26 protein-coding genes are annotated in these 26,541 nt (G+C 62.0%); 15 read left to right on the forward strand and 11 right to left on the reverse strand.

The genetic code is table 11. The features are described 5' to 3' along the window. The first annotated feature begins 581 nt into the window (after positions 1 to 581). Entirely contained in the window at positions 582 to 1,247 is a 666-nt protein-coding gene (locus ABH939_RS23450) for a TetR/AcrR family transcriptional regulator (protein ID WP_054782007.1), read from the forward strand. Between the two features lie 722 nt (positions 1,248 to 1,969). Here ABH939_RS23450 and dmpG read toward each other — a convergent pair. The 3 genes from dmpG to ABH939_RS23465 are packed head-to-tail and all read right to left on the reverse strand — an operon-like array spanning position 1,970 to position 4,763. Beyond that, entirely contained in the window at positions 1,970 to 2,998 is a 1,029-nt protein-coding gene (gene dmpG / locus ABH939_RS23455) for a 4-hydroxy-2-oxovalerate aldolase (protein WP_020909650.1), read from the reverse strand. Continuing rightward, a complete protein-coding gene (locus tag ABH939_RS23460; RefSeq protein WP_003943168.1) occupies positions 2,995 to 3,939 on the reverse strand; it encodes an acetaldehyde dehydrogenase (acetylating) in 945 nt (314 codons plus the stop codon). Before ABH939_RS23460 ends, dmpG begins: the two co-directional genes overlap by 4 nt. Next, on the reverse strand, positions 3,936 to 4,763 hold the full coding sequence (locus ABH939_RS23465) for a 2-keto-4-pentenoate hydratase (protein ID WP_007735684.1): 828 nt from the start codon (positions 4,761 to 4,763) through the stop codon (positions 3,936 to 3,938). Before ABH939_RS23465 ends, ABH939_RS23460 begins: the two co-directional genes overlap by 4 nt. A 69-nt stretch (positions 4,764 to 4,832) precedes the next feature. Here ABH939_RS23465 and ABH939_RS23470 point away from each other — a divergent pair, with 69 nt between their 5' ends. Beyond that, positions 4,833 to 5,594 carry an IclR family transcriptional regulator gene (locus ABH939_RS23470; RefSeq protein WP_003942865.1) on the forward strand — a complete coding sequence of 254 codons (762 nt, stop codon included), beginning with the start codon at positions 4,833 to 4,835 and terminating at the stop codon, positions 5,592 to 5,594. Here the strand turns inward: ABH939_RS23470 and helR are convergent. Then, complete coding sequence (gene helR, locus ABH939_RS23475) at positions 5,556 to 7,778, reverse strand: RNA polymerase recycling motor ATPase HelR (protein ID WP_404650216.1); 2,223 nt, start codon at positions 7,776 to 7,778, stop codon at positions 5,556 to 5,558. The genes ABH939_RS23470 and helR overlap by 39 nt on opposite strands. A 281-nt stretch (positions 7,779 to 8,059) precedes the next feature. On the opposite strand from helR, the gene ABH939_RS23480 reads away from it, so the two are divergent. From ABH939_RS23480 to ABH939_RS23495, 4 genes are all read left to right on the forward strand, one after another. Next, a complete protein-coding gene (locus ABH939_RS23480; protein WP_225320190.1) occupies positions 8,060 to 8,524 on the forward strand; it encodes a hypothetical protein in 465 nt (154 codons plus the stop codon). A gap of 302 nt (positions 8,525 to 8,826) precedes the next feature. Next, complete coding sequence (locus ABH939_RS23485; RefSeq protein WP_003943084.1) at positions 8,827 to 9,063, forward strand: CsbD family protein; 237 nt, start codon at positions 8,827 to 8,829, stop codon at positions 9,061 to 9,063. A 143-nt stretch (positions 9,064 to 9,206) separates the two neighbouring features. Next, a complete protein-coding gene (locus ABH939_RS23490; protein ID WP_003943216.1) occupies positions 9,207 to 11,375 on the forward strand; it encodes a catalase in 2,169 nt (722 codons plus the stop codon). 87 nt (positions 11,376 to 11,462) lie between these two features. Further along, positions 11,463 to 11,732 carry a Rho termination factor N-terminal domain-containing protein gene (locus ABH939_RS23495; RefSeq protein WP_003943161.1) on the forward strand — a complete coding sequence of 90 codons (270 nt, stop codon included), beginning with the start codon at positions 11,463 to 11,465 and terminating at the stop codon, positions 11,730 to 11,732. A gap of 57 nt (positions 11,733 to 11,789) precedes the next feature. Here the strand turns inward: ABH939_RS23495 and ABH939_RS23500 are convergent, their stop codons facing one another. Then, on the reverse strand, positions 11,790 to 12,095 hold the full coding sequence (locus ABH939_RS23500; RefSeq protein ID WP_007735689.1) for a hypothetical protein: 306 nt from the start codon (positions 12,093 to 12,095) through the stop codon (positions 11,790 to 11,792). Positions 12,096 to 12,255: 160 nt separating this feature from the next. Between ABH939_RS23500 and ABH939_RS23505 the strand changes: the two genes are divergently transcribed. Together ABH939_RS23505 and ABH939_RS23510 are read left to right on the forward strand one after the other, a co-directional pair. Further along, positions 12,256 to 13,404, forward strand: a complete 1,149-nt coding sequence (locus ABH939_RS23505) for a glutamate--cysteine ligase (protein ID WP_007735690.1) — start codon at positions 12,256 to 12,258, stop codon at positions 13,402 to 13,404. A gap of 77 nt (positions 13,405 to 13,481) precedes the next feature. Continuing rightward, positions 13,482 to 14,009: a CinA family protein gene (locus ABH939_RS23510; protein ID WP_287483309.1), complete on the forward strand. Its 528-nt coding sequence runs from the start codon at positions 13,482 to 13,484 to the stop codon at positions 14,007 to 14,009. A gap of 297 nt (positions 14,010 to 14,306) precedes the next feature. Here ABH939_RS23510 and ABH939_RS23515 read toward each other — a convergent pair whose 3' ends face one another. Both ABH939_RS23515 and ABH939_RS23520 read right to left on the reverse strand, forming a co-directional pair. Further along, entirely contained in the window at positions 14,307 to 15,158 is an 852-nt protein-coding gene (locus ABH939_RS23515) for a PHP domain-containing protein (RefSeq protein ID WP_404650217.1), read from the reverse strand. A 38-nt stretch (positions 15,159 to 15,196) separates the two neighbouring features. Further along, positions 15,197 to 15,886: a TetR/AcrR family transcriptional regulator gene (locus tag ABH939_RS23520; RefSeq protein ID WP_404650218.1), complete on the reverse strand. Its 690-nt coding sequence runs from the start codon at positions 15,884 to 15,886 to the stop codon at positions 15,197 to 15,199. Between the two features lie 228 nt (positions 15,887 to 16,114). Between ABH939_RS23520 and ABH939_RS23525 the strand changes: the two genes are divergently transcribed. From ABH939_RS23525 to ABH939_RS23535, 3 genes are read left to right on the forward strand one after another with little or no spacing between them, the layout of a single operon-like run. Next, positions 16,115 to 17,485: an MFS transporter gene (locus ABH939_RS23525; protein WP_042448184.1), complete on the forward strand. Its 1,371-nt coding sequence runs from the start codon at positions 16,115 to 16,117 to the stop codon at positions 17,483 to 17,485. Between the two features lie 14 nt (positions 17,486 to 17,499). Further along, entirely contained in the window at positions 17,500 to 17,964 is a 465-nt protein-coding gene (locus ABH939_RS23530) for a MaoC/PaaZ C-terminal domain-containing protein (protein ID WP_003943225.1), read from the forward strand. Between the two features lie 14 nt (positions 17,965 to 17,978). Then, entirely contained in the window at positions 17,979 to 19,616 is a 1,638-nt protein-coding gene (locus tag ABH939_RS23535; RefSeq protein ID WP_208690607.1) for an AMP-binding protein, read from the forward strand. Positions 19,617 to 19,623: 7 nt separating this feature from the next. Here the strand turns inward: ABH939_RS23535 and ABH939_RS23540 are convergent, their stop codons facing one another. From ABH939_RS23540 to ABH939_RS23550, 3 genes are all read right to left on the reverse strand, one after another. After that, positions 19,624 to 19,986, reverse strand: a complete 363-nt coding sequence (locus ABH939_RS23540; protein WP_223304476.1) for a hypothetical protein — start codon at positions 19,984 to 19,986, stop codon at positions 19,624 to 19,626. An 88-nt stretch (positions 19,987 to 20,074) separates the two neighbouring features. Then, positions 20,075 to 20,512, reverse strand: a complete 438-nt coding sequence (locus ABH939_RS23545) for a hypothetical protein (RefSeq protein WP_083056212.1) — start codon at positions 20,510 to 20,512, stop codon at positions 20,075 to 20,077. Beyond that, entirely contained in the window at positions 20,509 to 21,234 is a 726-nt protein-coding gene (locus tag ABH939_RS23550) for a TetR/AcrR family transcriptional regulator (protein WP_404650220.1), read from the reverse strand. The genes ABH939_RS23545 and ABH939_RS23550 overlap by 4 nt, the downstream gene beginning before the upstream one ends. 100 nt (positions 21,235 to 21,334) lie before the next feature. Here ABH939_RS23550 and ABH939_RS23555 point away from each other — a divergent pair, with 100 nt between their 5' ends. Then, the gene (locus ABH939_RS23555; RefSeq protein ID WP_404650221.1) at positions 21,335 to 21,712 is read left to right on the forward strand and encodes a VOC family protein; all 378 of its coding nucleotides are present in this window, start codon (positions 21,335 to 21,337) and stop codon (positions 21,710 to 21,712) included. Here ABH939_RS23555 and ABH939_RS23560 read toward each other — a convergent pair. Beyond that, positions 21,700 to 23,316, reverse strand: a complete 1,617-nt coding sequence (locus tag ABH939_RS23560) for an AraC family transcriptional regulator (RefSeq protein WP_166502816.1) — start codon at positions 23,314 to 23,316, stop codon at positions 21,700 to 21,702. The two genes, ABH939_RS23555 and ABH939_RS23560, sit on opposite strands and share 13 nt — an antisense overlap. Before the next feature lie 105 nt (positions 23,317 to 23,421). On the opposite strand from ABH939_RS23560, the gene fepB reads away from it, so the two are divergent. Genes fepB through ABH939_RS23575 form a run of 3 tightly spaced genes read left to right on the forward strand, consistent with a single transcriptional unit; the run spans position 23,422 to position 26,538 of the window. Next, positions 23,422 to 24,435, forward strand: a complete 1,014-nt coding sequence (fepB, locus tag ABH939_RS23565) for a Fe2+-enterobactin ABC transporter substrate-binding protein (protein WP_404650222.1) — start codon at positions 23,422 to 23,424, stop codon at positions 24,433 to 24,435. A gap of 4 nt (positions 24,436 to 24,439) precedes the next feature. Beyond that, a complete protein-coding gene (locus ABH939_RS23570) occupies positions 24,440 to 25,486 on the forward strand; it encodes an iron ABC transporter permease (protein WP_225320184.1) in 1,047 nt (348 codons plus the stop codon). Beyond that, a complete protein-coding gene (locus ABH939_RS23575) occupies positions 25,483 to 26,538 on the forward strand; it encodes an iron chelate uptake ABC transporter family permease subunit (RefSeq protein WP_082893088.1) in 1,056 nt (351 codons plus the stop codon). The genes ABH939_RS23570 and ABH939_RS23575 overlap by 4 nt, the downstream gene beginning before the upstream one ends. Positions 26,539 to 26,541 lie beyond the last annotated feature (3 nt).

Below are 26,541 nucleotides of genomic sequence, written 5' to 3' on the forward strand. Positions count from 1 at the left end.
GGAGTCGACGCCGAACAGGCGGCGAGGTGGAAATCCGATATCAAAGTTCGTTCGACTTCACGAGGAGTAAACCTCGATCAAGGGTGCTGCATCGGACCCAACGCAGAATGCCCCCTTCGGGATCGTCGAGAATATCCGAGGCCACCAGCTAATGGCGCATACGTCACGCACGTGGCGGTGCAACACAAACGTAGGCAGCACTCAGGATGCGTCAATTCTATCCTGAATTTGTTGCGCCATAATGTGTTCCGAACTCCTGGCGGCTAGGTAACCCAGCGTGATCGACGTAACTGTGTGGCCGGACTCCATCGCCACACTCAGCATGAGTTCACAGATGCGCGTGACAAAATTCCGGCACTAAGCCTGACATCATCAACTCGATCAGGGTGATGTCGTCAACCTAGGAACCTTCCCCTCAAAGATCTGAACTGGCTGTTTCACCAATCGTTGCGCTGACGTGAACGAGCACGTCAGTACGCACGGTGTGCCTGGCATCCGGTCATCCCTCATCGTTTTCCCTCATCCTTCATTGGCTACTCTCACTGGATCGGTTCGTGTCTGCGGCAGGGGAAGGTGTGGTCTTGACTTCGAGAATCACGGAGGGTGTCTTCTTCAGTGCTCCGGCGGACCTGCCTCGAGGCAGGCACGAGTTGAGTAGGGACAAGGTCCTTTCCGCTCAGCGTGAGCGGCTCATGATCGCGACAACTGAGTTGATGGCGGAGTCCGGATATCAGGGCGTGGCAGTCCGTCGGATAGCCAAGCGCGCGAAGGTCTCACCCGCGGCCTTCTACGAATGTTTCCCCGACAAAGATGCGTGCGTGTTCGCTGCCTACGGTCGGTTCATCGAAGTATTGCTCAACCGCATTCGTGATGTCCTGCCGACCGCATCCTTCGCCTGGGATCATCGAACCATCGCAGTGGTGGTCGACGGTTACTTGAGTGCTTTGAATGCAGATCCTGTGGTGGCGAGGGCATTCCAGGTGGAGATGGACACTGTTGGGCGACGCGCACGTGTACAACGCCGAGCGGCGCTGGTGGGCATGGCGCAGGCATTGAAGTCAGAGCGCGAGCGCTCTCCCGGTAACCCGCGCGCACCCCTCAGTGCATATGTGGGCGCGGTATACGCAATCCGACAGCTCGCGTCCGATGCACTGGACGAACCTGAAGAAGGATCGGTTACCGATCTGTCAGCGGAGGCCGGCGTGTGGATCGCTGCAATGCTCTCCTCTGCGCAGGATGGAACGTGACCTGGGCGTTGGGCGCGGAGTAATCGATTAGGCGGTTGATCGCCTGAGCAAGCTCTGTCTGGTCGACAGATTGCGGCAGCTGCAAGTCGAGTGCCGCAATCGGGCGTCGTATCTGGTGACATAACGGCCCACTGCGAGCCGCGCCGCATTCACCGCATGTACCCAACGTCGCTGCATGTTGACCAAATCGGAGGAATTCAAAGCCTTCTGGCCCGGTGGCACGAGAACCGCGACAGTCGACGCGATCATCCGAATCGCCGGGTACGCCCCTGTCTGAACTAACTCACAGAAGGCGGAGCACTTGCCGGTAGCGTCCATCCTCAACCCTGGAAGTACTTGTCCACCACACACCGCGCACTTGGGTATGTGGACCGGAATGCCGACGAAGCCTACCGTCCGCGTCCCAACGAGCAGTGGGGCGCGATGAACGTTGAGCGGACCTCCCCGTGCTCGGAAACTGAATCCGTACCGAATTCCTCGCGGTAGACGGATCTTACTCGGATGACGAGTCTCTCTGAATTCGACTGCAGCGGAAAAGGTTCAGTTCCAGCAGTCGGAGGCGCGGTGGGAAGGGCCCGATCAACTGTTCGAGTACTCTGCCGGCGGGTTCAGGCTGATCGCGCGTATGACAGCGAGGCGAAATGTTCTCAGCGGAACTGAGAAGTCCCGCCCCCGTCCGGAGACGGGAGCGGGACTCGGGTGTCAGCGAACTCGGCAGCGCGTCAGACTGCTTCCTTTGTCGCCTGCGCTGCGAGGGTGAGCGCGATGTCGACGATCATGTCCTCCTGACCACCCACCAGACGGCGGCGTCCAGCTTCGAGCAGCAGTGTGCGAACGTCGATTCCGTAGCGCTCCGACGCAGCTTCGGCGTGGCGCAGGAAGCTCGAGTACACGCCGGCGTAGCCGAGAGTGAGGGTTTCGCGATCGACGCGGACCGGCCGGTCCTGCAGCGGTCGGACGATGTCGTCGGCGGCATCCTGCAGGGCGAACAGGTCGCAGCCGTGCTCCCACTCTTCGATGTTGGCGACGGCGATGAAGGCCTCGAGGGGGCAGTTGCCGGCACCGGCGCCGTGACCGGCAAGCGAAGCATCGACGCGGGTGACGCCGTTCTGCACTGCGACAACGGAATTGGCAACCGAGAGCGAGAGATTCTCATGGGCGTGGATACCGATTTCGGTGCCCTCGTCGAGGATGTCGCGGTATGCACGAACACGATCCGCGACGTCGTTCATCACCAGACGTCCACCCGAGTCGGTGACGTAGACGCAGTGCGCGCCATACGATTCCATCAACTTGGCCTGCTTCGCCAGTTCTTCGGCCGGCGCCATGTGGCTCATCATCAGGAAGCCCGAGACGTCCATGCCGATCTCGCGGGCGGTTTCAATGTGCTGCGCGGAGACGTCGGCCTCGGTGCAGTGCGTGGCAACGCGAACCGAGCGAACACCGAGGTCGTAGGCATGCTTGAGTTCACTGATCGTGCCGACACCCGGAAGTAGCAGCGTGGTGAGACGAGCGTGCTCGAGTACCTCGGCCGCTGCTTCGATCCATTCCCAGTCGGTGTTCGAGCCGGGGCCGTAGTTGAGCGAGCCGCCGGCGAGGCCGTCACCGTGTGCTACTTCGATCGCGTCGACGCCGGCAGCGTCGAGAGCTGTGACGATCCGCTTGACGTCGGTGGGCGAAATGCGGTGGCGGACAGCGTGCATGCCGTCACGAAGGGTGACGTCCTGGACGAAGATCTTGCGGTTGCTCACTTGGTTGCTTCCTTCTGCTGGGCGATGCGCTCCGCGATCTGCATTCCGGCGGACGTCATGATGTCGAGATTGCCGGCGTACGCAGGCAGGTAGTGTGCCGCGCCCTCGACCTCGAGGAACACCGACACCTGGTGGGTGGGGCGATTGCCGTCGACGAGCAACGTCTCGACGGGCTGGTCGGCCGGGATCTCGGTGATCTGGACTTCCTGCTTGAGCCGGTAGCCGGGGACATACGCGGAGACGTCGCCGACCATCTTCTCGATCGACTGACGGATCTCGTCGTGAACAGCCGGGTCCGGTGCGTCGACGAGGCAGAAGACCGTGTCGCGCATGATGAGCGGCGGCTCAGCGGGGTTGAGGATGATGATGGCCTTGCCGCGACGAGCGCCGCCGACTGCCACGATCGCCTCGGACGTGGTCTCGGTGAACTCGTCGATGTTGGCGCGCGTTCCGGGGCCGGCCGACTTGGAGGCGATGGACGCGACGATCTCCGCATACGCCACCGGGACGACCCGAGAAACAGCGGCAACCATCGGGATGGTGGCCTGGCCGCCACACGTCACCATGTTGACGTTGGGTGCGTCCAAGTGCTCGTCCGCGTTGACAGCCGGTACGACGTACGGTCCGATCGCGGCAGGCGTCAGGTCGATCATGCGCTTGCCGAGGGGAGCCAGCCGCGCGTTGTTGGCCACGTGAGCCTTTGCCGAGGTGGCGTCGAAGACGATCTCGATCTCGTCGAAGTTCGGCAGACCGACAAGGCCTTCGACGCCTTCTGCCGTGATCGGCACGTTCAGACGCGCCGCGCGAGCGAGGCCGTCCGACGCGGGGTCGATACCGACCATCGCGCCCATCTCCAGGTAGTCGGAGTTGCGCAGCACCTTGATCATCAGATCCGTGCCGATGTTGCCCGATCCGATGATCGCGACCTTGACCTTGCTCATGCGTTGTCCTCTTCGCTGGAGAAACTGGTGGTGACGGAACCGAGCCCGGAGACGGTCACGGTGACTACGTTGCCTGCGGTGACCGGTGCCATGGGGCCGAGAGCGCCGGACAGGATCACCTGCCCTGCGGTCAGCGGCTGCCCCAACTCACGTGCAGTGCGGGCGAGCCAGACGACGGCTTCGATCGGATCGCCCAGGCAGGCGGTTCCGACGCCGGTGGACACCTCGGTGCCGTCGACGGACATCGACATGACGACGCCGGCGGGTTCCACCTCGTCGAGGGTGCGTCGTTCGGTTCCCAGGACGTACACGCCCGAGGACGCATTGTCGGCGACGGTGTCACCGAACTTGATGTCCCACGACTCGATGCGGCTGTCGCAGATCTCGATCGCGGCGACGGCGTAGTCGATCGCACCGCGCACCTGCGCACTGTCCAGCGGTCCGTCCACGAGGTCGGCACCGAGCACGAAGGCAACTTCCGCTTCGACCTTGGGCTGGATCAAACGGCTCATGGGGATGGCGCCGCCCGCGGGGAACTCCATGTCGGCGTACAGCACGCCGAGGTCGGGCTGGTCGACACCGAGCTGCTGCTGGACTGCCACCGAGGTCAGGCCGATCTTGCGGCCTACGACCACGGCCCCCGCCTGCCGACGGATTTCGTCGACGCGGCGCTGGACGGCGTAGGCGGCGACGAGGTCGTCGGCGCCGATCAGATCGCGCACGGGCGCGCAGGGAGTGCCGCTCGCGATGGCGGCTGCGAGGCGGTCCGCAGCAGCTGCGATGTCGGTCTCGCTAGCTGTACTGGTATTCGTGGGCTGGCTCATGGCCACTACTTTCGCCGCGGCACCGAGATTGCGCCAGGGAACTGTCTCACTCAGCGATACGCTGGGGAGGTGACTGGCAGCGCAAACCTCGACACCGTGCTCGGCAAGGCGGTGACGATCCTGCGCGCCTTCCGGGCCGACGACCACGTGTTGCCTCTGGCCACCCTGGTCCAGCGGACGGGCCTGCACAAGGCGACGGTGCACCGCCTGGCCAACGAACTGGTCGCGAACCGGCTACTCGACCGTATCGACGGTGGCTACCGGCTCAGCGGCGGCCTCTTCGAACTCGGCATGCTCGCCTCTCTCGAACGTAGCCTCCTGGAGATGGCGATGCCGTTCCTCCAGGACCTGTACGAGCGGACCCACGAGACAGTCCACCTGGGGGTCCGTGACGGCCACGACGTCGTCTACGTCGCGAAGATCGGCGGACACCGGCAAGCCAACTCGCCGTCCCGGACCGGTGGCCGGATACCGCTGTATTGCACCGCAATCGGCAAGGCGCTCCTGGCATTCTCCGACAACGAGTTTCGCCGCGAGGTGCTGTCGGAGCCGATGACGCGCCGAACCCCGCACACAATTGTTGCGCCCGGCATTCTCAACACCCAACTGAACCGAGTGGTCGAGACCGGTATTGCGTTCGAGCGCGAGGAATCAGCGCCGGGTCTCGCGTGCGTTGCGGCGCCGGTATTCGGAACCAATGACAAACCCGTCGCGGCCATCAGTGTCACCGGTCCCACCAGTCGCTTCGTCCCCGAGAGCCAGGTGTCCTACGTGCGCGCTGCTGCCGAAGGCCTACACAGCACGATCGCTCGCCGCGAACGATTGCGGTGATCTGGCCGTCCCGACCCGGACGAGCCCGGTCAATGCGTGCGGCAATGGCCCCTCGTGTAGGACGCCGAGACGTTGGGTTGCGCGGGTGAGGGCGACATAGAGTTCAGACGCACCGCGTGGGCCGTCGGCGATGATTCGCTCCGGTTCCACGACGAGCACGGCATCGAACTCCAGGCCCTTCGTTTCCGAAACCGGCACAGCGCCGGGCACGTCCTCAGGTCCGATGACGACGCTCGTACCCTCGCGTCCGGCCTCGTCCTGATTGAATTCGTCGATGGCGGAGGCTAGTTCGTCGGCGGAGATTCGCTTGGACCACGGTTGGACCCCGCAGGCGCGGACGGACTCGGGTGGCTGGACGTCTGGCGCGAACTCGGCGAGCAAGGCGGCGGCGACGCTCATGATCTCGGCGGGGGTGCGATAGTTCACCGACAGGGATCGGTAGATCCAGCGGCGGGGGACGTACGGCTCCATCATCGTCGCCCACGAGCGAGCACCTGCGGGTGAACGTCGTTGCGCGAGATCACCTACCACCGTGAAAGACCGGTCCGGGCAGCGGCGCATCAGGACTCGCCAGTCCATCTCGGACAGCTCTTGTGCCTCGTCGACCACGATATGCCTGTACGTCCAGTCTCGGTCAGCAGCAGCGCGTTCGGCGAGCTCCCGGGTATCGCGTTCGACGAAACGATCCGCCAGGTCCTCGGCGTACAGCATGTCCTGGGCGAGGAGATGATCCTCGTCGTCCATCAAGTCTTCACGACTGATCATCATGTCCAGCACGCCCGCTGCATACGCAGCCTCGTCGCGGCGTTCACGTTCGGCACTCTGGTCGACGGGCTTGTCCCGGCCGAGCATGTCCACCAATTCGTCGAGAAGCGGAACGTCGGACATCGTCCAGGCATCGCCCTCTCGGCGCAACAGTGTCTCGTCTGCGCCTGCCTTGCGTAGGCGTTCTGGCGAAGTAAACAGCTGTGTCAGTAGCTCTTTCGGTGTCAAGATCGGCCAGAGTGCGTCGAGTGCGGCGGCAAACGCGTCATTCTCCGCCAACTCTGCGGTCAGATCTGCGCGCACTTGTTCCCAGGCTTCACGGTCACTGCGTGTCAACCATCCCTTGCCGATCCGCGCTATCGCCCGCTCGGTCAGTGCCCAGGTGACGATTTCGGTGAACACAGTGCGAGCGTCGTTGTGGGGGAGTCCGCTCGAACGAGCTTCTTCTCGGGCCCACTCCGCTGTTTCGGCGTCGATTCGCACTGTGACGTCCGCCAATTCGATCAACAACGGGTTCTCGGGCAATCGCTGATGATCGGCAATCGCTGCGCCGAGAACGTCCAGGATCTTCAGCGAGCCTTTGAGCCCAGCGGCCTCAGGAGCGTCCTCGGCGGTGACGCGTAAACCCGGAACGAGATCACCGGTGGTCATGAACACCACGTCGGACTCGCCCAGCGAGGGCAGTACGCGGCCGATGTGGTTCAGGAACGCCGGGTTCGGCCCGACCACGAGAACGCCGTGACGTTCCATTCGCTCTCGCTGCGTGTAGAGCAGGTAGGCGACGCGGTGCAAGGCGACGACGGTTTTCCCGGTACCGGGGCCACCTTCGATCACCAGCACCCCGGGGTGTTCGAGTCGGACGATGTCGTCCTGCTCGGCCTGGATCGTGGCCACGATGTCGCGCATGCCCTCACCTCGCGGTGCGTTAACCGCAGCGAGCAAGGCGGAATCGCTGTGGGTGTCGTGTTCTGCGCCGTCAGGGCGCCCGAGTACCTCGTCGGTGAAATCGACCACGTGTCGACTGCGTGTGTGGAACTGACGGCGTCGACGCATGTTCTCCGGGTTGGCAGCGGTGGCAACGTAGAACGGGCGAGATGCCGGCGCCCGCCAATCGAGCAGCACCGGTTCGTAGTCGTTGTCCGCATCGAGAAGGCCGATTCGGCCGATGTACGAAGTCTCACCCGACAGCGAGTCCAACCGGCCGAAGCACAGGCCGTTGTCGGCTACGTCCAGCCTCTTCACCTCTTTGGCGAGCGCGCGCACCTCGGCGTCGCGTTCCATGAGTGCTTCGCCGTTTCCGCGCAGAGCGGTGTTGTACCTGTCCTTGACTCGGGCGCGCTCCGCATCGAGGCGAGCGTAGAGCCCCTCCACATAGTTCCGCTCGGATCGCAGTTCTTCTTCGTATCCCTGGGTTGGCACGTGCCCTCACTTCCGCTGGCTGTTCCGATCCCGTAGTGGGTCGTGCGGGATCGGAAGAGCCATTCTGCGGCACTACCCGGGCCTTGCCGCAAGGCCCCCGGTGCGATATACATTGATAGTGGAAGGGAGTGTCGATCCTCCCCCGGCTTTTTCCCACAGATCCTCTCGCGACCCCCCAGCCTGATGCACGGCTCCCAGCCTGGTCGATGTTTGGACCCCGAGTGTCACGGGTACAAATCCAGTGACCGGTGTTCCAAAAACGGTTCCCCTCATGAACTTACGTGGATCGAGGGATTGTGAAGGCGATACTGGCAACGGCCGCGAGCATCCTTCTGGTGGTTGCCTTGGCCGTCGCCGTCTTGCTTCTCCTTTCCGGATCACCGCGCGAAGGTACTTCGCACGAGCTCGCCGATACGGTTCACACGATCGGTGGGAAGCCGACAACCTGCACCGAGTTGTTCGGTGAAACATGCAGCTTTGCTTTGCAGTCGGACTACAACCAGTGGGGACAAAACCTCGAGGGTTTTGTCAATGCCGGGACCCTCGGACCTTTCGCCCGCAGTATCGGCTTCGTGGCGGAGGCGAAACTGAGCTTGCAGGCATGCGAGGTCAGCGCAACCGCCGGGCGGACGATTCTCGATTTCTACACTCTCGCCGAGATCGACCACCCCACGGCCACCACCACCGACCTCTTCCCCTTCTGGAACGAGTCCCGCCAATTCCTGTGCCCGGTAAACAGTTTCTGAGAATGCTGTTTGCTATTTGAGATGTTCGAGACGCATCGCTCGCTCGGAGCCAGGTCGGGCGCAAGCGCGCGAATCGTGGACAGCGTTCCGCCCACGGGGGGATCGGTCTGTAACTGGCTCATGAGCACTGAATAACACACGAGAGTGAACGGCACTCCCCTCGGTGGCCGCTTCTTGTACGCGTTGCGGCGTGTCGGTGCACGGATGTTTATGCGAATTTCGACGGGGTAGGGCCTTCTGTGTGGGAGTCCTACCTGTGTGGGATCCCCGAGCGAGAATCCGAAACGTATTGGAGGGTCAACGTGCCAGATGACAAGAGCGGTCCCAGCGAGGGAATCAAAGGCGTCGTAGAGGACGTCAAGGGTAAGGCCAAGGAAGCCGTGGGTGCGGTTTCCGGAAACGACAGTTTGACCCGAGAGGGCCGCGCCCAGCAGGACAAGGCCGAAAGCCAGCGAGAAGTCGCGAAGAAAGAGGCAGAAGCCGAGAAGGCTCGCGCAGAAGCGGCCGCGGACGAAGCGCGACAGAAGTCCGAGCAATAGCCCCTGACGCACTCGTCACCCTCGGCCTGGGATTGATCCCAGCCGGGGGTGAGTCGTGGCTCCGCGTTCAGTTTGAAATCTCTACTTACATAAGGCGTAACAAGATTCTTGCGCCCAGCATGACGATCAAGAGGAGCTGTTCGATGCCTTCATCTCAGTCCGTCCCAGGTGCACCGGCCCCGAAAGCGCCGGACCTGAAAGAGCCGGTCAAGCCTCGACAGCCGTTGCCGCCCAAGGATGACCAGCGGCAGCCGGAGGTGCGTACCGTCGCGGGTGCCGAGGAGAAGGTGAAGGGAAACGGTCGCGGCCAGCGGGGGGAGTACCTCACCACCGCAACCGGTACACGTCTCTACGAGACCGACCACTCACTCACTGCCGGCGAGCGCGGCCCGACTCTTCTTCAAGACCACCACCTGCGTGAGAAGATCACACACTTCGATCACGAGCGAATTCCGGAGCGCGTCGTCCACGCCCGCGGGGCGGCCGCACACGGAACGTTCCTGGCGAATGGCGCGGCCGAAAACATCTGTAAAGCATCGGTGTTCGCTTCCGGTGCTCGAACCCCGGTGTTCGTGCGGTTCTCGACGGTGCTGGGTTCACGAGGTTCGGCGGACACCGTACGCGACACACGCGGTTTCGCCACCAAGTTCTACACCGACGAAGGTGTCTTCGACCTGGTGGGCAACAACATCCCGGTGTTCTTCATCCAGGACGGCATCAAATTCCCGGACATCATCCATGCCGCGAAGCCCCACCCGGACCGCGAGATCCCGCAGGCGCAGAGCGCGCACGACACATTCTGGGATTTCGTGTCGCTGCACACCGAGGCCACGGCGCACACATTGTGGAACATGTCCGATCGCGGCATCCCGCGCTCCTATCGCATGATGGAGGGCTTCGGTATTCACACGTTCAGGCTCGTGAATGCCGATGGCGAGACGAATCTGGTGAAATTCCACTGGAAGCCGGCCGCCGGAGTGCATTCACTCGTGTGGGAGGAAGCGCAGATCGCCGGCGGTGTGGATCCGGATTTCCATCGACGCGATCTTGCCGACGCCATCGAGGCGGGCGCATATCCGTCCTGGGATCTGGGCGTGCAGGTGTTCCCTGATACCGAAGACGAAATGTTCGAAGGCATAGATCTATTGGATCCCACCAAGATCGTGCCCGAAGAACTCGCGCCGGTTCAGGTCATCGGAACGATGACACTCGACGCCAATCCGACGAACTTCTTCGCCGAGACCGAGCAGGTTGCATTCCATCCGGGTCACTTGGTTCCGGGTGTCGACATCACCAACGATCGTCTCCTGCAGGCACGTTTGTTCTCGTACCTCGACACCCAGATCACGCGACTCGGTGGCCCCAATTTCGATCAGATCCCGATCAACCGTCCTCACGCGCCTGTCAACGACATGCTTCGCGACGGCTTTCATCAGGACGGTGTACATACCGGAGTTGCGCCGTACCATCCCAATTCGTTGGACGGTGGGTGCCCGTTCTTGGCCTCGGCGGAGAGCGCGGCCTATATCGAGGTGCCCGAAGAAGTTTCAGGGCGAAAGGTGAGGCAGGCGCCGGCATCGTTCGACGATCACTTCTCGCAAGCTCGACTCTTCTATCGCAGTCTCTCCCCTGTCGAACAGGAGCACGTCGCGCAGGCGTATACCTTCGAATTGGGTAAGTGCTACGAGGAGAACATCAAGACCCGGAATCTGGGCATCTTGGCAAATATCGACGCGGGTCTCGTGTCGATCGTCGCAGGGGGGCTTGGCCTTCCGGTTCCCGAACCGACCGAGCCGTTGAGTGATCCGGAGCTCAGCCCTGCATTGTCCCAGGTTGGTGCGGAATGGCCGGTAGACGGAAGGATCATCGCACTACTGGTCGATGAGAACTCCGATCTCGAAACGGTTGTCGCCGTTCGAGACAAGATCTTCGACGCCGGCATGGTGCCGCTGATCCTCGGCCCGCACGGCGGAACCATCGGGGACGGTGACGACGCGGTGACGGTGCAGCGAACGTACCTCACAGCTCGTTCGATCGAATTCGATGCAATCCTGCTGAGCGGCGACGTTTCTCGAATCGGCGAGGGCAAGTTGGATCCACGGGTGGAGACTCTGCTGAACGAAATGTATCGTCACAGCAAGGCAATTGGTGGTTGGGGAGAGAGCATGAGTGCGCTGGCTGCGGCCGGTATCGACGAGTCTGCATTGGGAGTCGTCGTCGATGCAGACGCGGAAGGAGCACTCGCCTCGCTGGCTCAGCTTCTGAAGACGCACCGCGTGTGGGGGCGTTTCGAGGTGCCGCCTACATCCTGAGTGCCGACGTACGTTCGAACCTGCGGTGTGGCCGAATTGCCAGTTCGGCCACACCGTCGGAGTGAAGACGAGTGAAGGGACGAAACAGTGGCTCGCAAGGACTCACAACCTCAACTCAAGGATCAAGAACTCTACGAAGAGCTACGCGAGAAGGGCGATTCCAAGGAGAAGGCGGCCCGAATCTCCAATGCGGCCGCCAATCGAGGGCGGTCGAATGTCGCCAAGTCCGGCGGACAATCCTCGCCGTACGAGGAGTGGACAGTCGACGAGCTGAAGAAACGTGCCAAGGAACTCGATCTGCACGGCTATTCGAAGCTGAACAAGGGTGAGCTGATCGAGCAACTCCGCACTCACTGAGCTGTGTTCTGCTCGAGTCGTATTCTGCTTGAGCAGAATACGACTCGAGCGGTCGGTTCAGTGCCCTTCTTGATCGAAGAGTTCCTGACCTTCCAGTCGTTTGACCCGTCGGTGTTCCATCAAGATGGCCAGTGTTCCGACGATGAAGGACACCACGCACACGACGCCGGCAATGACTGCCCAACCACGAAATCCGTAACCTGCTGCCACCAAGGTCAATCCGAGTGTTGCCAGGCCCAGTCCGATCAGCAGGTATCCGGGATAGTTGCGACCGTCGCTGATTGCCTCCCCTACGTGCGATCGATTTGTGTGTTCGTCATCTACCGGTGAACTTTCGCTCGCGTTTGTCACGGCACACTCCATCCTGAGCTCATGACGACTTGCGATTCTTCGCTCGTCGTCGGTTCACAGGGCAACTACCCGATCGGTGACTGGATGAAACGGTCGGAGTAGTGCCGAAAGGGGTAGAAGGTCGTACGCTCGAAGAATCGGATGTGGATGAAAACCGGTGCGAGGAAGCCCTATGAACGCGAAGCCGACTCCCGACATATTCTCGGTAGGTACACCGACTCTCGGTGTCGAAGAGGAGTTCTTGCTCTGCGATCCGCAGACTGGACATCCCACTCTGCGCAACTCCGAGGTTGCTGCCGCCGGGCGGGAACTCGGTATCTCGCTGCAACTCGAACTCACGCGCTGTCAGGTGGAGACGTCCACGTCGATCGGAAACCATATTCGTGATCTTCGTGATCAACTCTGTGAGTCGCGTGCCGTCACCGCCGACGCCGCTGCCCGTGTGGGTTGTCAACTCATCGCAGTCGGGACGCCGTTCTACGATCCGCCGGTAGACGAGATCACTCAAACGTCGCGATACCAGCGAATGGCCGGTCAATTCAGAGCGATCACCGAAGGTGTGATGTGTGGTTGCCACATTCATGTCGGTGTGGAAGATCGAGAACGATCGGTCCAAATCATCAACCATCTGCGCCCATGGTTACCGACCTTGTTGGCACTGACGGCGAACTCTCCGATCAGCGCCGGTCGCGATACCGGTTATGCGAGTTGGCGTTACGTTCTGTTCGGCCGATGGCCCAGTTCGGGTCCGCCGCCCTACTTCGAGTCCGTGGCGCACTACGAAGATGCTGTTGCAGCAATGCTGGAGACAGGGGTCATTCTCGATCCACACATGGTCTATTGGGATGTGCGCATGTCGGATCACCTTCCCACCGTGGAGATTCGGATCAGCGACGTGCCCGCCACCGTGGAGGAGACGATGACTCTGGCCACACTGGTGCAGGCACTCGTCGGTACCGCATCCGCCGCGATCACGAAAGGTGAAGCAGCGCCTGCTGTCGATCACGAGCTACTCCGCGCGGCTTGCTGGCGGGCGGCGCGTGACGGACTCGACGGGAGGTCGCTGGACGTGGAATCCGTGCGCTTGCTGACTGCACACCAGGCGGTTCGGCAATTGGTGGATCACGTCGAACCTGCGTTGACTGCATTCGGAGAATTCGAGCAGGTCACGGCCTCCTTGGACAAGGTGTTCAGCAACGGAAACGGGGCGATCGTGCAGCGCCGTCAACTCACGCGTCGGTCACGTGTAGCTGATGTGATCGACGAGTGCGCTCGACGCACTTTCGAAGGGTGCAGTTCGCAAGGGGGCAGTGAGCTGTAAGGCACGGTTGGAATGGGCATTCGAGAACTTTCAATGTCTTGTCGAAGTCACCGATCGGACTGCAGGAGGAGGAACATATGAATGGCGATCCACGACCCGAGCTTCCGTCGGACAAGGATCTCGACGATATGTGCAGGCAATTGGCTGCGGCAGTAGAGGAACACGGTCTGTCGGTGGCGACGGCGGAATCGTTGACTGCCGGGAACATCGCCGCACATCTGGGAAAGGCGCCGGACGCCGGATCGTGGTTTTGTGGTGGGATCGTCGCGTACACCCGCGAGGTGAAACATTCCGTACTTCATGTTCCGGACGGGCCAGTGGTCTGCGAAGAGGCAGCCAGGGTCATGGCGCACAGCACCGCCACACTGATGGGTGCGTCGCTGGCGCTGGCCGTCACCGGTGAAGCCGGTCCTGATACCCAGGAGAACGTTCGACCCGGAACTGTGTGGTTCGGAGTCGTCGACCATGGGACCGCCGAAACGGAGAAGCAGGTTTTCTCGGGCGACCCCGAAGCTGTCCTCGGTGCAACTGTCGAGCACGCGATCCAACTACTTCTGCGTCACGCATCCGGTCGCCACACACCGAGTTCGAGAGTTGTGTACTAGTCGAGTTTTCAACTCTTCGAACGGTTCTTCTTGTGACGACCTGTGTGTTTCGCAGGCGCCTGCGCGGTTGGAACCAGATGACCGTCGGCCGTGTATTTTTCGACTACGAGGTTCTTGCTGACTCCTCGGTTCGCATCCACTGCGCAAGTGATTGCTTCCTTGTCGGAGTTGAAAGGTTCCTCGGTCGAAGAGCCGTCGGGCATCGTGATTTTGTACCGATCCATACATCGACTATTGCGGGTTGATCCGTCTCCGACAACCCGAGCTCACGGAAATATCGGTCTGGAATCAGGCGGATCAGCGGGTCCAATACTCCTCGGGACGTTGACCCGGACGGAATCCGTAGTGCGCGAGCATCGCGGTCGCTTCCGGAAAATTGGCTGCCAGAGCTTCGGGCACATGTGCATCGCTGCCGAATGTCACCGCTTTACCTCCCTCTTCGCTCCACCATTGGGGTATCCAGGGCAACAGCCGACGGGTGTTCATCTCGAGGATCCGGTCGCTGTCGGCGATGGCGCGCATCGCATTTCGGAATCCCTCTTCGAATCGACGGGGATCGAAAGGTCCGGCACTTTCGATCGGCCATGCACTCACCGCGTAGTCGATATGGGTGAACACCTCGAAGGTCCGAGAGCCAGCCACCATACGCGGGATCTCATCGAGGTATGCCCACATGACTTCGTCGGCACTCCACTTTCGAAACAGAGTGTTCGGTTCACTCCGATCGTCGCCGACTTCGAGCGTGTGCAAGGAACCCAACACCCGGTCGATGACACCGAGATCAAGGAGGTGCGACGCCTGCGCTTCGTGCAGGTGCGGTTGTCCGAACTCGACGCCGGTGAGTATCCGCAATTCAGGAAAACGGTGTCGGCATCGTTCGATGCTGTCGAGATAGCCGTCGACGTCGAGGATCGGTGCGCGGACATAGCCGTCGGTGCTCAGCAGGTGATGTTGATGGGGCATCAGATCTGCGGCGGTTGTGCGCCACCGAGCATCGAAGTCGAGATGCTCGGTGAACACCAACGCCGGCAATCCGATTGCTTCGGCACGCGCGCAAGTCTGTTGCATTCGTCCGGATGCGTGCGACAGCGGTCCGCCGGTGTCCCACGACCACTCGCTGTGAACATGACTGTCCGCGGGTAGTTGCATGTTCAGTTCGTACCAGAGCCGGGAGTTTCGAGGGGCGGTTAAAGCTCGGACTGTCGCGCGAATTCGCTCTGTGCAGTGGTTCCCCAGATCTCGGAGGACTGAGTCTCGGGCTCGCTGTCCAGCTTTTGGACGTCGTGAATGAACTCCACACCGTGCAGTTCGTCGGACGGAACCGACAGAAGCTTGCACGTGGTGCTGACGAAGAATCGCTGGACATCTTCCAACTCGAGACGCCCACCGGGCCGGTACCAATGCGCGACCCCGGTACACATCTCGAGTATCGCGAGTCGGCTCAATGCCAGATCTTCGATGTCGAAGGCGCCCACGCGTTGTCCGCGTTCGAGGATCTGTCCGAAAAGTTGCTCGTACTCGTCGCGCAGGGTCTGCAACTCGATGCGGTTGTCTCCGGTCAACCCGCGCATCTCGTACTCGGCGACGCGGGCAGTCAGTTGGTTGACGGCGGTAATGCCGACGTGTGACGACACCAGGCCGGCGAGCTGGACTACGGGATCGGCGCTTCGGCGCATTGCCCGCTCTCCCGACTGCGTCAGCTCGTCGAGGCAGGACCGAATGATCGAGGCCAACAGTGACTCTTTGCTGCCGACGTAGTGGTAGAGCGTTGCCGAGTTGATGCCGGCTTCGGCTCCGAGCTCACGAATGCCGGTGGCGGCGAATCCTTTCGTCGCGAACAGCGTGACTGCCGCCCGTTGAACGCGCCCCAGGTCCATGATCCTCATTTCGGTTGGTTGCCCAATCATGCTAGCATCGCCGCCGAAATCGACCGGCTGTCAATCAGTCGATTGATAGCTGTTTGTGTACTGGCAAATTGCATCTCAACTAATCAATCGATCGATTGAAATACGCTTGACTGTGCCCTGGGTCACTGCATAGTCTCCTTGTCGAGCCTCCCTCTCGGTGCGAGAGCTAACAGGGCACTCCATACAAGGAGCAATGACATGAACGACGCGAATCCCCCATCTCCCGCAACTGTCGACAGGCCTGCCCTGCGGCGTGTGGCCGGATCGGTTCTGGTCGGCACCACGATCGAGTGGTACGACTTTCAGATCTACGGCGCCTCCGCCGCGTTGGTCTTTGCGCCGCTGTTCTTTTCGGGCGCAGACCCCGCGCTGGCGACAATTCTTTCCTTCGCCACCTTCGCTGTCGGCTTCCTGGCGCGGCCACTCGGCGGTGTTGTGATGGGCCACTTCGGCGACCGCATCGGACGCAAGAAGGTCTTGGTGCTCGCACTTCTCTTGATGGGAGCAGCGACGTTCCTGGTCGGCGTCCTTCCGACCTCCGCCCAGATCGGTGTGTGGGCCCCGATTCTTCTCGTATTGCTGAGACTGATTCAGGGCTTCGGCGTCGGGGGTGAGTGGGGCGGTGCAGTTCTGACTGCTGTGGAATACGCACCCAAGAACCGCCGCGGTTTCTACGGCAGTATGCCGCAGGTCGGTGTGCCTGCTGGCCTTCTGCTGGCGACGGCCGTCATGTTCGGCACCAAGGCGCTCACCGGGGACCAATTCCTGGTGTGGGGGTGGAGAATTCCCTTCCTGCTGAGTATCGCGTTGGTCGCCGTCGGGCTTTACATTCGCACCGCGTTGGAAGAGACTCCCGCATTCGCTCGCGTGAAGCAGCAGAACACTGCGGTCAAGATTCCGATGGTCGACGCGTTCAAGAACTACCCTCGTCAAATCATTCTTGCCGCAGGTTCGATGATCAGCACGGGCGCTTACTTCTACATCCTCAACACCTACAGCCTGACCTACGCCGATCAGTTCGATCTGCTGTCCGGAAACCTCATGCTCGGAGCGGTCATGGTGTCCGCGCTCGTTGCAGTCATCTTCATTCCGATCTTCGGTCAACTGTCCGAAAAATTCGGCCGACGCCGGATCCTGATGGTCGGCATCACCGGCATGGGAGTGTGGGTCTTCGTTGCATTCGCCGCGATAGATACCGGCAACTTCTGGATCACCACCGGCGCATTGGCAGTCGGCGCATTCATGCTCAGCATCTCGTACGGGCCGCAGGCGACGTTCATCGCGGAACTGTTCGACGCACGGGTGCGGTACAGCGCAGCGTCCATCGCTTTTCAGATCGGGGTGCTCTTGGGTGGTGCAATCGCGCCGATGGTTGCCGCCATGTTGGTTCGCGCAACCGGCGGATCGTTTGCGGTCGCTGTGTATATCGCTGCACTGTCGGTTATTTCGCTGATCAGCGTCTACTTCGTCCGTGACACCGACCTCGACGAAGGAAGTCGCGACATGTACATCGATGACAACGGGGCGTATCTGCCGCCGGTCGATCAACGCTCCACGGTTGTCAACTAATAGAGGAAACTTCAATGATCACAAAGAGTTTCGAAGAGATCTCTGTCGGAGACATTGCGGTGACGGACCCGCGGGTCGTCACCGAAGACTATGTGCGAAGTTTCGCCGACCTCACCTGGGACCGCCATCCTCTTCACCTCGACCCCGACTACGCGCAGCAGACGCGCTTCGGTCGCCAGATCGCCCACGGTGCTCTCATGTTGTCCACCTTGCTCGGTCTGGTGGAGTTGGACCCCCGTTACCTGCAGTGCTTCTACGGGCTCGATCAGGTCAGATTCCACCGGCCGACTTACCTCGGCGACTCGGTGCATGCGGTGTCGGAAGTGCTGTCGGTGCGCCCTCGCTCGGACGGTGAGACCGCGATCGTGACGTCGAAAGGCTCACTCGTCAACCAAGACGGAGACCTTGTCTTCTCCGGCGAATTCTCATTCCTGGTAGGCGAGACCCATTCCCTCGACCTCGAAGTGGGTGCTCGGTGAGTTCTCGGCGGCATATGTCATGGTGGCAGGACCTCGAAGCAGAACACTTCGAATGGGCTGTGCCCGAGCACTTCAACATTGCGCACGCATGTGTCGATGTACAGAATCCCGATGATCTGGCCCTCGTCGTAGACACCGGTGGGCACTGGGCGCGGTACACATTCGGTGAAGTCGCCACGATGAGCCGAAAGTTCGCGACCGTGCTCGCGGATCTCGGCCTGGTCTCAGGCGATCGCGTCGGTGTGATGGTCCCACAGGGAATCGAGGTTCTGGCGACACATCTGGGCGCCTTCCGATCCGGAATGGTCACCGTTCCACTTTCGGTCAAGTTCGGATCGGATGCGTTAGTACATCGGATGCGTGACTCCGGCGCGAAAGTTCTTGTGGTCGAGAAGGACTGCTATGAAAGAGTTGCCGACGGAATCGGTGAGATACCGGGTCTCGAAGCCGTAATCGTGGTCGGAAGGCTCGATCGGCTCTCCGATTCGACGCCCGTGCAAATCCTCGATTTCCACAGCCTTGTCGACGATGCCGCAGAAAGTAGTGAACTGGTAGCCACGGGCCCCGATTCACATGCCATCATCATCTACACCTCAGGGACGACCGGGAATCCGAAAGGCGCGCTCCACGGGCACCGAATTCTCCTGGCGCACATGCCCGGTATGCGGACGGCGTTCGACAATGCTCCGCAGCTGGGAGACGTCTTCTGGACGCCGGCAGACTGGGCCTGGATCGGTGGTTTGTTCGACGTACTGTTCCCCGCACTTGCGTTGGGGTGCCCCGTAGTTGCGACGCCCGACAAATTCACGCCTTCGCGTGCGGTCGAGATTCTGAGCCGTCACAAGGTGACGGGCGCCTTCATTCCTCCCACTGCCCTCAAGCAGATGCGAAGCATCGGCGTCGACAAGACTGCTGCGCGTGGTATTCAGCTGCGGGCATTGGGAACCGGTGGTGAGGCACTCGGTGACGCGCTGCAAGCCTGGGTTGCGAGCACTCTCGGCGTAGCTGTCAACGAGTTCTACGGGCAGACGGAAATGAATCTGACCATCGGCACGTCGCGGTCGAAGTGGAGTCCCGCCAGCGGTTCGATGGGCCGCGCCTTCCCCGGCTTCGAAGTCACCCTCCTCGATCCACTCGGCGAGCCGGTCGAGATTGGTGAGGTAGGCGAGATCTGTGTGAAGGCAGGCAACCCCGGACAGTTCCTCGGATATTGGAACCAGCCGTCGAAGACCGATGAAAAGGTGTACGACGGTTGGATTCACACCGGTGATCTGGGTCGGACTGATGACGCCGGGAACTTCTGGTACCAGGGACGTGCCGATGACGTCATTTCGTCCGCGGGGTACCGAATCGGCCCCGGAGAGATCGAAGAGTGCCTGCTCTCGCACGACGAGGTAGCCATGGCAGGTGTCATCGGTGTTCCGGATCCGTTGCGCGGCGAAGCGGTTCACGCTTTTGTCGTACTGTCCGAGGGGTCGAACTCCTCGGAGGACCTCCGTCAGGAGTTGCAGACCCACGTGAAAAGTCGCCTTGCTTTCTACCAGTACCCGAGGGAGATCACGTTCATCGACAGCTTGCCGCTCACCACTACCGGCAAGATCCTCCGACGTGAACTCCGAGCGCTGGCCACCTCCGCGAACGGACTCGGCTAGCAGAGGGCTACATGTTGGGTAGGACCACCACGAAGAACCAGCCGCTCAGTGCCAGACCGATGACGCCGGTGCAGAGGCCGACTATTGCATCCCATGGCAGCTGGCGGGCATTCGAGAGTAGATGCCCACCAGACTTCTTCGGGTGACGTCGGAGCGCGAAGATTCCCGTTGTAATCGCGCCGACTCCCAGCAGGATGCCGAAGCCGAAAGCCCAGAACAGGAGTACCGACAGCGCGCCGAGCATCTCCGACCGCTCACTCCAGCGTGCGATGCGCTGTGTTTCGGTGGGCGGAGGCCACTTGTGTGAAGGCGACAGAGCTGCTCCGAAACGACGGGTGTGGTGACGAATTGACTGGTCGCTGAGAAACATTGTCCACCACGCCTGGAGTTGAGTCGATGTGCCGCTGGTATGTACTCGTCTACCCCGTCTTCGTGGATATATGCCGCTGATTTCGAGGCTAGGTGCTTGCCGCTTCTTCCCAGGAGTTTCCGTTCCACACGATGGAGATGGGGTATTCGTTGTTGACCCCGTTTTCCCAGTAGTCGATGACGCCGTGGCGCTCCGATTCGAGTTCGATCCAGCCGATGCTGAATCCCCCTCGAAGTACGCGTTGAGCCCGGCGGTCGATCTTGTCCAGTGAACTGCAGAGTCCTCGCACGCGGGAGTCGATCCAGCCCGCAGAGGCATCAAGAACGGTGATCTCGACGATGCTCGCGTCGCTCAGCGGAATCTCGATGAGAAGCTCGCCGGAATCTCGTACCTCTCGGATCGATCGATTCTCGTAGGCGTGCAACAGCTCTCGCGGTTCGAACAACGAAGAGTCGCCGTCGGACCGTCGAGACCCACCGAAACGCTGCACGGACACATTGTCTCCCACGAATTGCAGGAATGTCATTCGATGTGAATGAGGCCGTCCAGGGCGTCCAGTACCCGGTCCAGCCCGAACTCCCAGGCCGCCTCGGGGCCGTACGGGGAGTTCTTGGCCTCGCCGGCCGCCCCTCCGACTCGCTGCGCCAGCGGGAAGTCGTCGCCGAGATACGCAGCCAGGCGCTGGTTCCAGGACGACCACACCTCGGCCATGTCGGCTGCTCGGGGGTCAGGGCGCCGCGCTTGCGCCGAGGATCGGGCGAAGTCGGCGACAAATGTCAGGGCGGAGTCCCGGTCGATGTCGGTCAGTCCCGTGCCGTCGAAGGCGTGAAGTTCGTGGTCGTACTTCGCGATAGTTCCCGGACCCAACGCGGAGCGCTGATCGGAGATGTTCAGGAGCCACCAATGCTCCGTATAGAGGACAAGTTCTTCCTCGGCGACCCGACGCACACGTTGGCGCCAGGTCATGTTCCCGTACGGCAGGAGTGGGCTGTGTCCGTGTACGGCGTCGACCATGAGCACCAGCAGATCGTCGCGGGATCCGACGTGGGTGTACACCGCCATGCCCGAGATTCCGAGTTCGGCGGCCAATCGGCGGACCGTCACGGCGTCGAGGCCGTCGGTATTCGCGACGGAGATCGCGACGTCGACCGCCTGTGAGGTGGTGACCTTCGCTCGCGGGCCGCGGGTGCCACCCTTCGGTGCGAGGGGGTGATCGCGCCAGAGCAGGTCGATCAGTTCGCGTGCCATCAGTCGTCTCCAGAAATCGGGAATACCTCAACGGTGGTATACCTTATACGGTGCATACTGTATGCACTGCATAAGGTTTATCGATCATGGGAGGCCCACGATGAAAATCACCAGCACTGCTCTGTCCTTGAACGTCGCCGACACCGAGGCATCGGCAGACTTCGCGAAAACCCATTTCGGTTTCACCGAGGCCATGGCCGATGACGGCTTCGTTTCTCTGAATCATCCGGATGCCGGGGTCAACGTGGTCTTCCTGCGCACCGGGCTCGGGACGTTCAAGCCCGACTTCGTCGCAGGTCCGGCTGGTCAAGGCATGCTCATCGCATTCGTGGTCGACGATGTCGACGCCGAGTTCGCCCGCATCGCTGCTGAAGGTGCCTCCGTCGTCACCGAACCGGAGACGGAACCGTGGGGTGAGCGTTACTGCCAGTTCGTCGACCCCAACGGAATCGTGTGGCAACTCGTTCAGTGGGTGTGAAGAACCCGAGCGCTCGGCTCCGCGGCGCGCGGCACAGATCGTAACCAGAGGGCGCGTTCGACGGACTGGGCTTGGAAGCGCTGCGGTGAGATCCCGTGCGCAGTGCGAAACGCTCGGCTGAATGCGGGCAGGTGCGCGTAACCCAGGTTCCTCGACACCGTGCCGGGTGCAACCCCGAGTTGGAGTTGGGTGCGTGCCTGGGTCATCCGTGAAAGCGATCGCCACTGCGGATACGTGGTGCCGGTTTCGATACGGAACTCCCGGCGCAGCCTGGCCGCGTCGGTACCGAACTCTTGCGCCCACTCGTCCAGAGTGCGAGGGTCGGCCGGGCGGGCGGCGATCGTCGCTGCCAGTCGTGTGGCAATCGAATCGGCGGGCGAGGTGTTCGAAACCGGTTGTGCAAGAGGGCCGGTGGCGATGATGTCGAATGCCGTGGCGCTGTCGTGGCCGCGCGGGCGCAAGGGCGTGTATGCGGCGACGAAAGTGTGCAGCAATGCCAACTCGTCAGCGGGGGAGAACTGCACGGTCTCGAGGGCGTCGGCAGATACGGTCGACCCGTTCGAGGAACGGAAGCCGAGCGGCAGAAGCAGTGAACCAGTCGGAACCGTGACGGTATTGAGGACGCCTGCAGGAAGAATCATGGCCTCTCCGGTGCGCAGTTCCCAGCTGCGGTCCGCGACGTCCACCCGGGCTTGGCCTCGGTAGACCCACACGGCGACGTGGGCGCCGTTGACGCGCGGCCACGTCGCATTGGCCGGTATCGGCGGCGCTGTTTCCCCGGGCTGCCTGGGCTCTGCGAGCATGCGGACCAATGCTTGATCGTTGTCGGTGTCCACGCTGCGATCGGTTGGACCGGAGAGGGCCCGGCGGCGATAGTCACTCGGGCTCTCTCCCATCTGGGCCCGGAACGCACGCGTGAATCCGCTGCCCGTTTCGAAGCCGACTTCGTTTGCAATCCAACCGATCTCGCGGTCCTGCTTCAGGTACTCCAATGACGCGGCGATCCGAGCTCGTAGCCGCCAGCGCGTGAAGGTGAGGCCGGTTTCTTCCACGAAGTACCGCTGGAGCGTTCGAATGCTGATCCCGGCACGCTTCGCGAATTGTGCCTCGGTGTCGTCGGTGCCAGGTGTTCGCAACAGGGCGTGCGCGATCTCGAACGCTTCCCGTGATTGCGGCAATTGCGGCAGCGAGGTGGCCCCGTCGTCGGCCCGGGTAATCATTTCGAACAAGGACGACGGGTGTGCAGCGTCGCCGCGCAGATAGCCCAGGTTGTGAACGAACTCGTGGATCAGTCTGTCTTCCCATCCGGGCGGAACGCGCAGACGCGTCACGGTAACCGGCCCGGCGCTGACGCCGTCCGAGGGCGGAAGCAGGATGGGAAACGCGACGGAATCCGAGTCCGTCTCCATCGAATATCGCACGCCCGCCGGGATCCACAACAACTCGCCCGCCGGCACCTCGTAGACGGTCGATCCGGTCCTGACGCGTCCACTACCTGCGAGAACCCAGAACAACAGGGGTGAGCGGCCGATGCTTGGCTCGGTGCGGCAGGCGCGGATCGGCCCCAAGTCGATTGCGTCCGACCTTCCCGATAGTGGTAACACGTTGGCGCTCCTGGACAACCCTTGCGACTTAAGTATGGCTAACTTTACCTCTGCCGACTGCGTTCGCAGCGGCGCACTCTCGTATCTTCAGAAAGCCACATACTCATGCGCAGATCTCTACGCCCGACGGCGGCAGTACTCGCCGCGGTCGTCGCCCTCGCTCTTGCCGGCTGCTCGAATTCGTCAGGTAGTGACACCGGAACCGAGGGCACCCAGGAAACCTCCGGTGCCACCGAGGGCTGGCCGCGCACCGTCGATCACGGCGGCCGTAGTACCGAGATCACTGCAAAGCCGACTCGGATCGTGTCCACCTCGCCGTCGTTGACCGGCACGCTGCTTGCGATCGGAGCGCCGGTGGTCGCGAGTGCGGCGACAACGCCGTCGGGAATGACCGATGACCACGGGTTTTTCTCCCAGTGGTCGGGCGTGGCGGCTGATCGTGGCGTCGCGGTGCTCTACCGAAATCTCGAGCTGGACCTCGACGCGATCGAGACCTTCGAGCCCGATCTGATCATCGGCTCCGCTAACGGCGGCGACTCGACACTCGATGCCTACTCACAGCTGAGCGACATCGCACCCACTGTTCTTCTCGACTACGGCGCCAGCTCCTGGGAGGAGCTCGCTGATCAGCTCGGGACTGTCACCGGACTCGAGAGCGAGGCCGCCAAAACCGTCGACGAATACGACAGCTGGGTCACCACCCAAGCCGCGAAGATCAAACTTCCCGAGCAGCCGGTGACGGCACTGGTCTACATGGGTGCCGACGGTGTCTGGACGTTTCGAGCCGACAGCCCGCAGGGCAATCTGCTGGCCTCGCTCGGCTTCACCTATGCCGAGCCCGCCGAGCAGTTTGTCGCTCCGGACAAGCGGGGTGCCTCCGGCGTCGCGATCGTCAGCTCCGAAAACATGTCTGCCGCACTAGACGGGGCGCAGACGCTGTTTGCCGTCTCGATGGGGCCCAAGGACGTGGAGAAGCAACTCGCGGCCGACCCGCTCCTTGCGAATCAACCTGCGGTCAAGGGTGATCGGGTATACGCGATGGGAACGGCAGCCTTCCGTCTCGACTACTTCAGTGCAAAGCAGACGGTCGAGTCGCTGGTGTCCACGTTCGGTGGATGACCGCGTGGGTGTTTCTGTGCAGTCCCGGACCGAAGCGCCACTGCGGTCCGGGACGGCAGCGCGTGCGGGGTTGTTGGTCCTCGTCTCCATCGTTGTAATCGTGCTGGCATCCGTCGGCGGACTCGTCATCGGCTCACGCAACATCCCCGTCTCCACTGTCCTCGATGCAGTTCTTTCCTACGACGCCGGTAACAACGAGCACCTGATCGTGATCGAATCACGTTTGCCTCGAACAATTCTCGGGCTTGTGGTCGGGGCCGCGCTCGGACTGGCCGGCGCGCTGATGCAGTCGATCACCCGCAACCCTCTGGCCGATCCGGGACTACTCGGTGTGAACGCCGGAGCATCAGCAGCAGTCGTGATTGCGATTGCCTATCTGGGGGTGACTTCGGTCGGCGGCTATCTGTGGTTCGCGCTTGCCGGCGCGGCCGTTGCCTCGGTAGGTGTGTACATGTTGGGGTCGGCGCATCGCAGCGCCGCGACCCCAGCGCGCATGGCGCTTGCCGGTGCCGCTGTTGCGACGGCGATCACGGCTCTCACCAGCATGGTTCTCATCAGTAACGAGGCCGCATTCAATCAGTTCCGATTTTGGGCAGTGGGTTCGTTGCAAGGCCGCGGCGGAGACGTGATCGTCACTGTTCTGCCCTTCGTCATCGTCGGTATCGTGTTGTCGTTGTTGCTGATTCGTCCACTCAACGCAATCGCGCTCGGCGAGGATGTCGCCAAAGGGCTCGGTGCCAGCACCGGACCCGCACGGGTCGGATCCGCTGTCGCAGTCATCCTGCTGGCAGGGGCCGCAACTGCGGCGGCTGGACCGCTCGGATTCGTGGGCCTGGCTGCGCCGCACATCGTGCGCGGTGTCGTCGGGCCGGATCTGCGATTTCTTCTGCCGTGCGTGCTCGTTGTCGCCCCGGCATTTCTGCTCTTGGCCGACGTTCTCGGTCGCGTTGCCACAGCGCCGGGAGATCTGCAGACGGGGATCGCCGTGGCGGTGCTCGGTGGCCCCTTGTTTGTTGCGCTCGTGCGCTCGCGGCGGGTGGCGTCGCTGTGAACGCGATTGCAGCACAGCCGGTTCCACCGCTGTTCCGCGGTTGGGTGGTTCGAATCGGGTCGTACTCGTGGCGGATAGTTCCGCGAGTGCTGTTCGTAACCGTGACAATCAGTGCGGCATTGGCGGCGCTCTCGTTTGCCACGCTGATGTATGGAACCCTGGATCTGTCCTTGGGCGAAGTATGGCGTGCCCTGCACGGCGAAGGCGCCCCAGCGGCGGTTCGGTCCGTCCAGAATCGCAGGCTGCCGCGGCTGATCACGGCGATCGGCGTGGGCGGAAGCCTCGGTGTGGCCGGCGCGGTTTTCCAGACGCTTTCGCGCAATGTTCTCGGATCGCCGGACATCATCGGTTTCACCACCGGCGCTGCGACTGCAGCCGTGGTTCAGATCGTCTTCTTCGGAGGCGGGGTACTGCAGACCGCGGGCGCCGCTGTTCTCGGCGGCATGCTGACGGCGCTTCTGGTGTACGCGCTGGCACGCAAAGACGGCGTCAGCGGCGGTCTTCGACTTGTCCTGGTCGGTATCGGCGTGGGCGCGATGCTGAGCGCCGTGATGTCGTTCCTGGTGGTGCGTGCGGATATCGACGACGCCACCGTTGTGCAGCAGTGGACGGCCGGCTCGCTGACCGGGCGCGGTTGGCCACACGCGGTCAGTGTTGCGATCGCCGTCGGTGTTCTCGTTCCTGCTCTCGTCGTGGTGTCCCGGCGCGTCACCATGATGGAGATGGGCGACGACGCAGCGTCCTCGCTCGGGATCTCCGTGGAGCGATACCGATTTGCCGGCATTCTGCTTGCGGTCGCGCTCACCGGCGCGGCGACCGCGGCCACCGGCCCCATCGCATTTGTGGCGCTCGCCGCTCCCCAGATCGCACGACGGTTGGCACGGCGCAGCGGTGTTCTTGTCGCGACTTCCTTCCTGCTAGGCGCAGTTCTGCTGGCGGGCGCCGACTTGATCGCGCAAGCGGTCGAGGTCGGTCTCCGCACTCCTGTCGGTCTTGTCACCAGTCTGCTCGGTGGTGCCTATCTGATCTGGCTGCTCGCTCGTCAGGCCTGAAAA

It is taken from the genome of Rhodococcus sp. 27YEA6 (assembly GCF_044908235.1).
GTDB lineage: Bacteria > Actinomycetota > Actinomycetes > Mycobacteriales > Mycobacteriaceae > Rhodococcus_F > Rhodococcus_F qingshengii.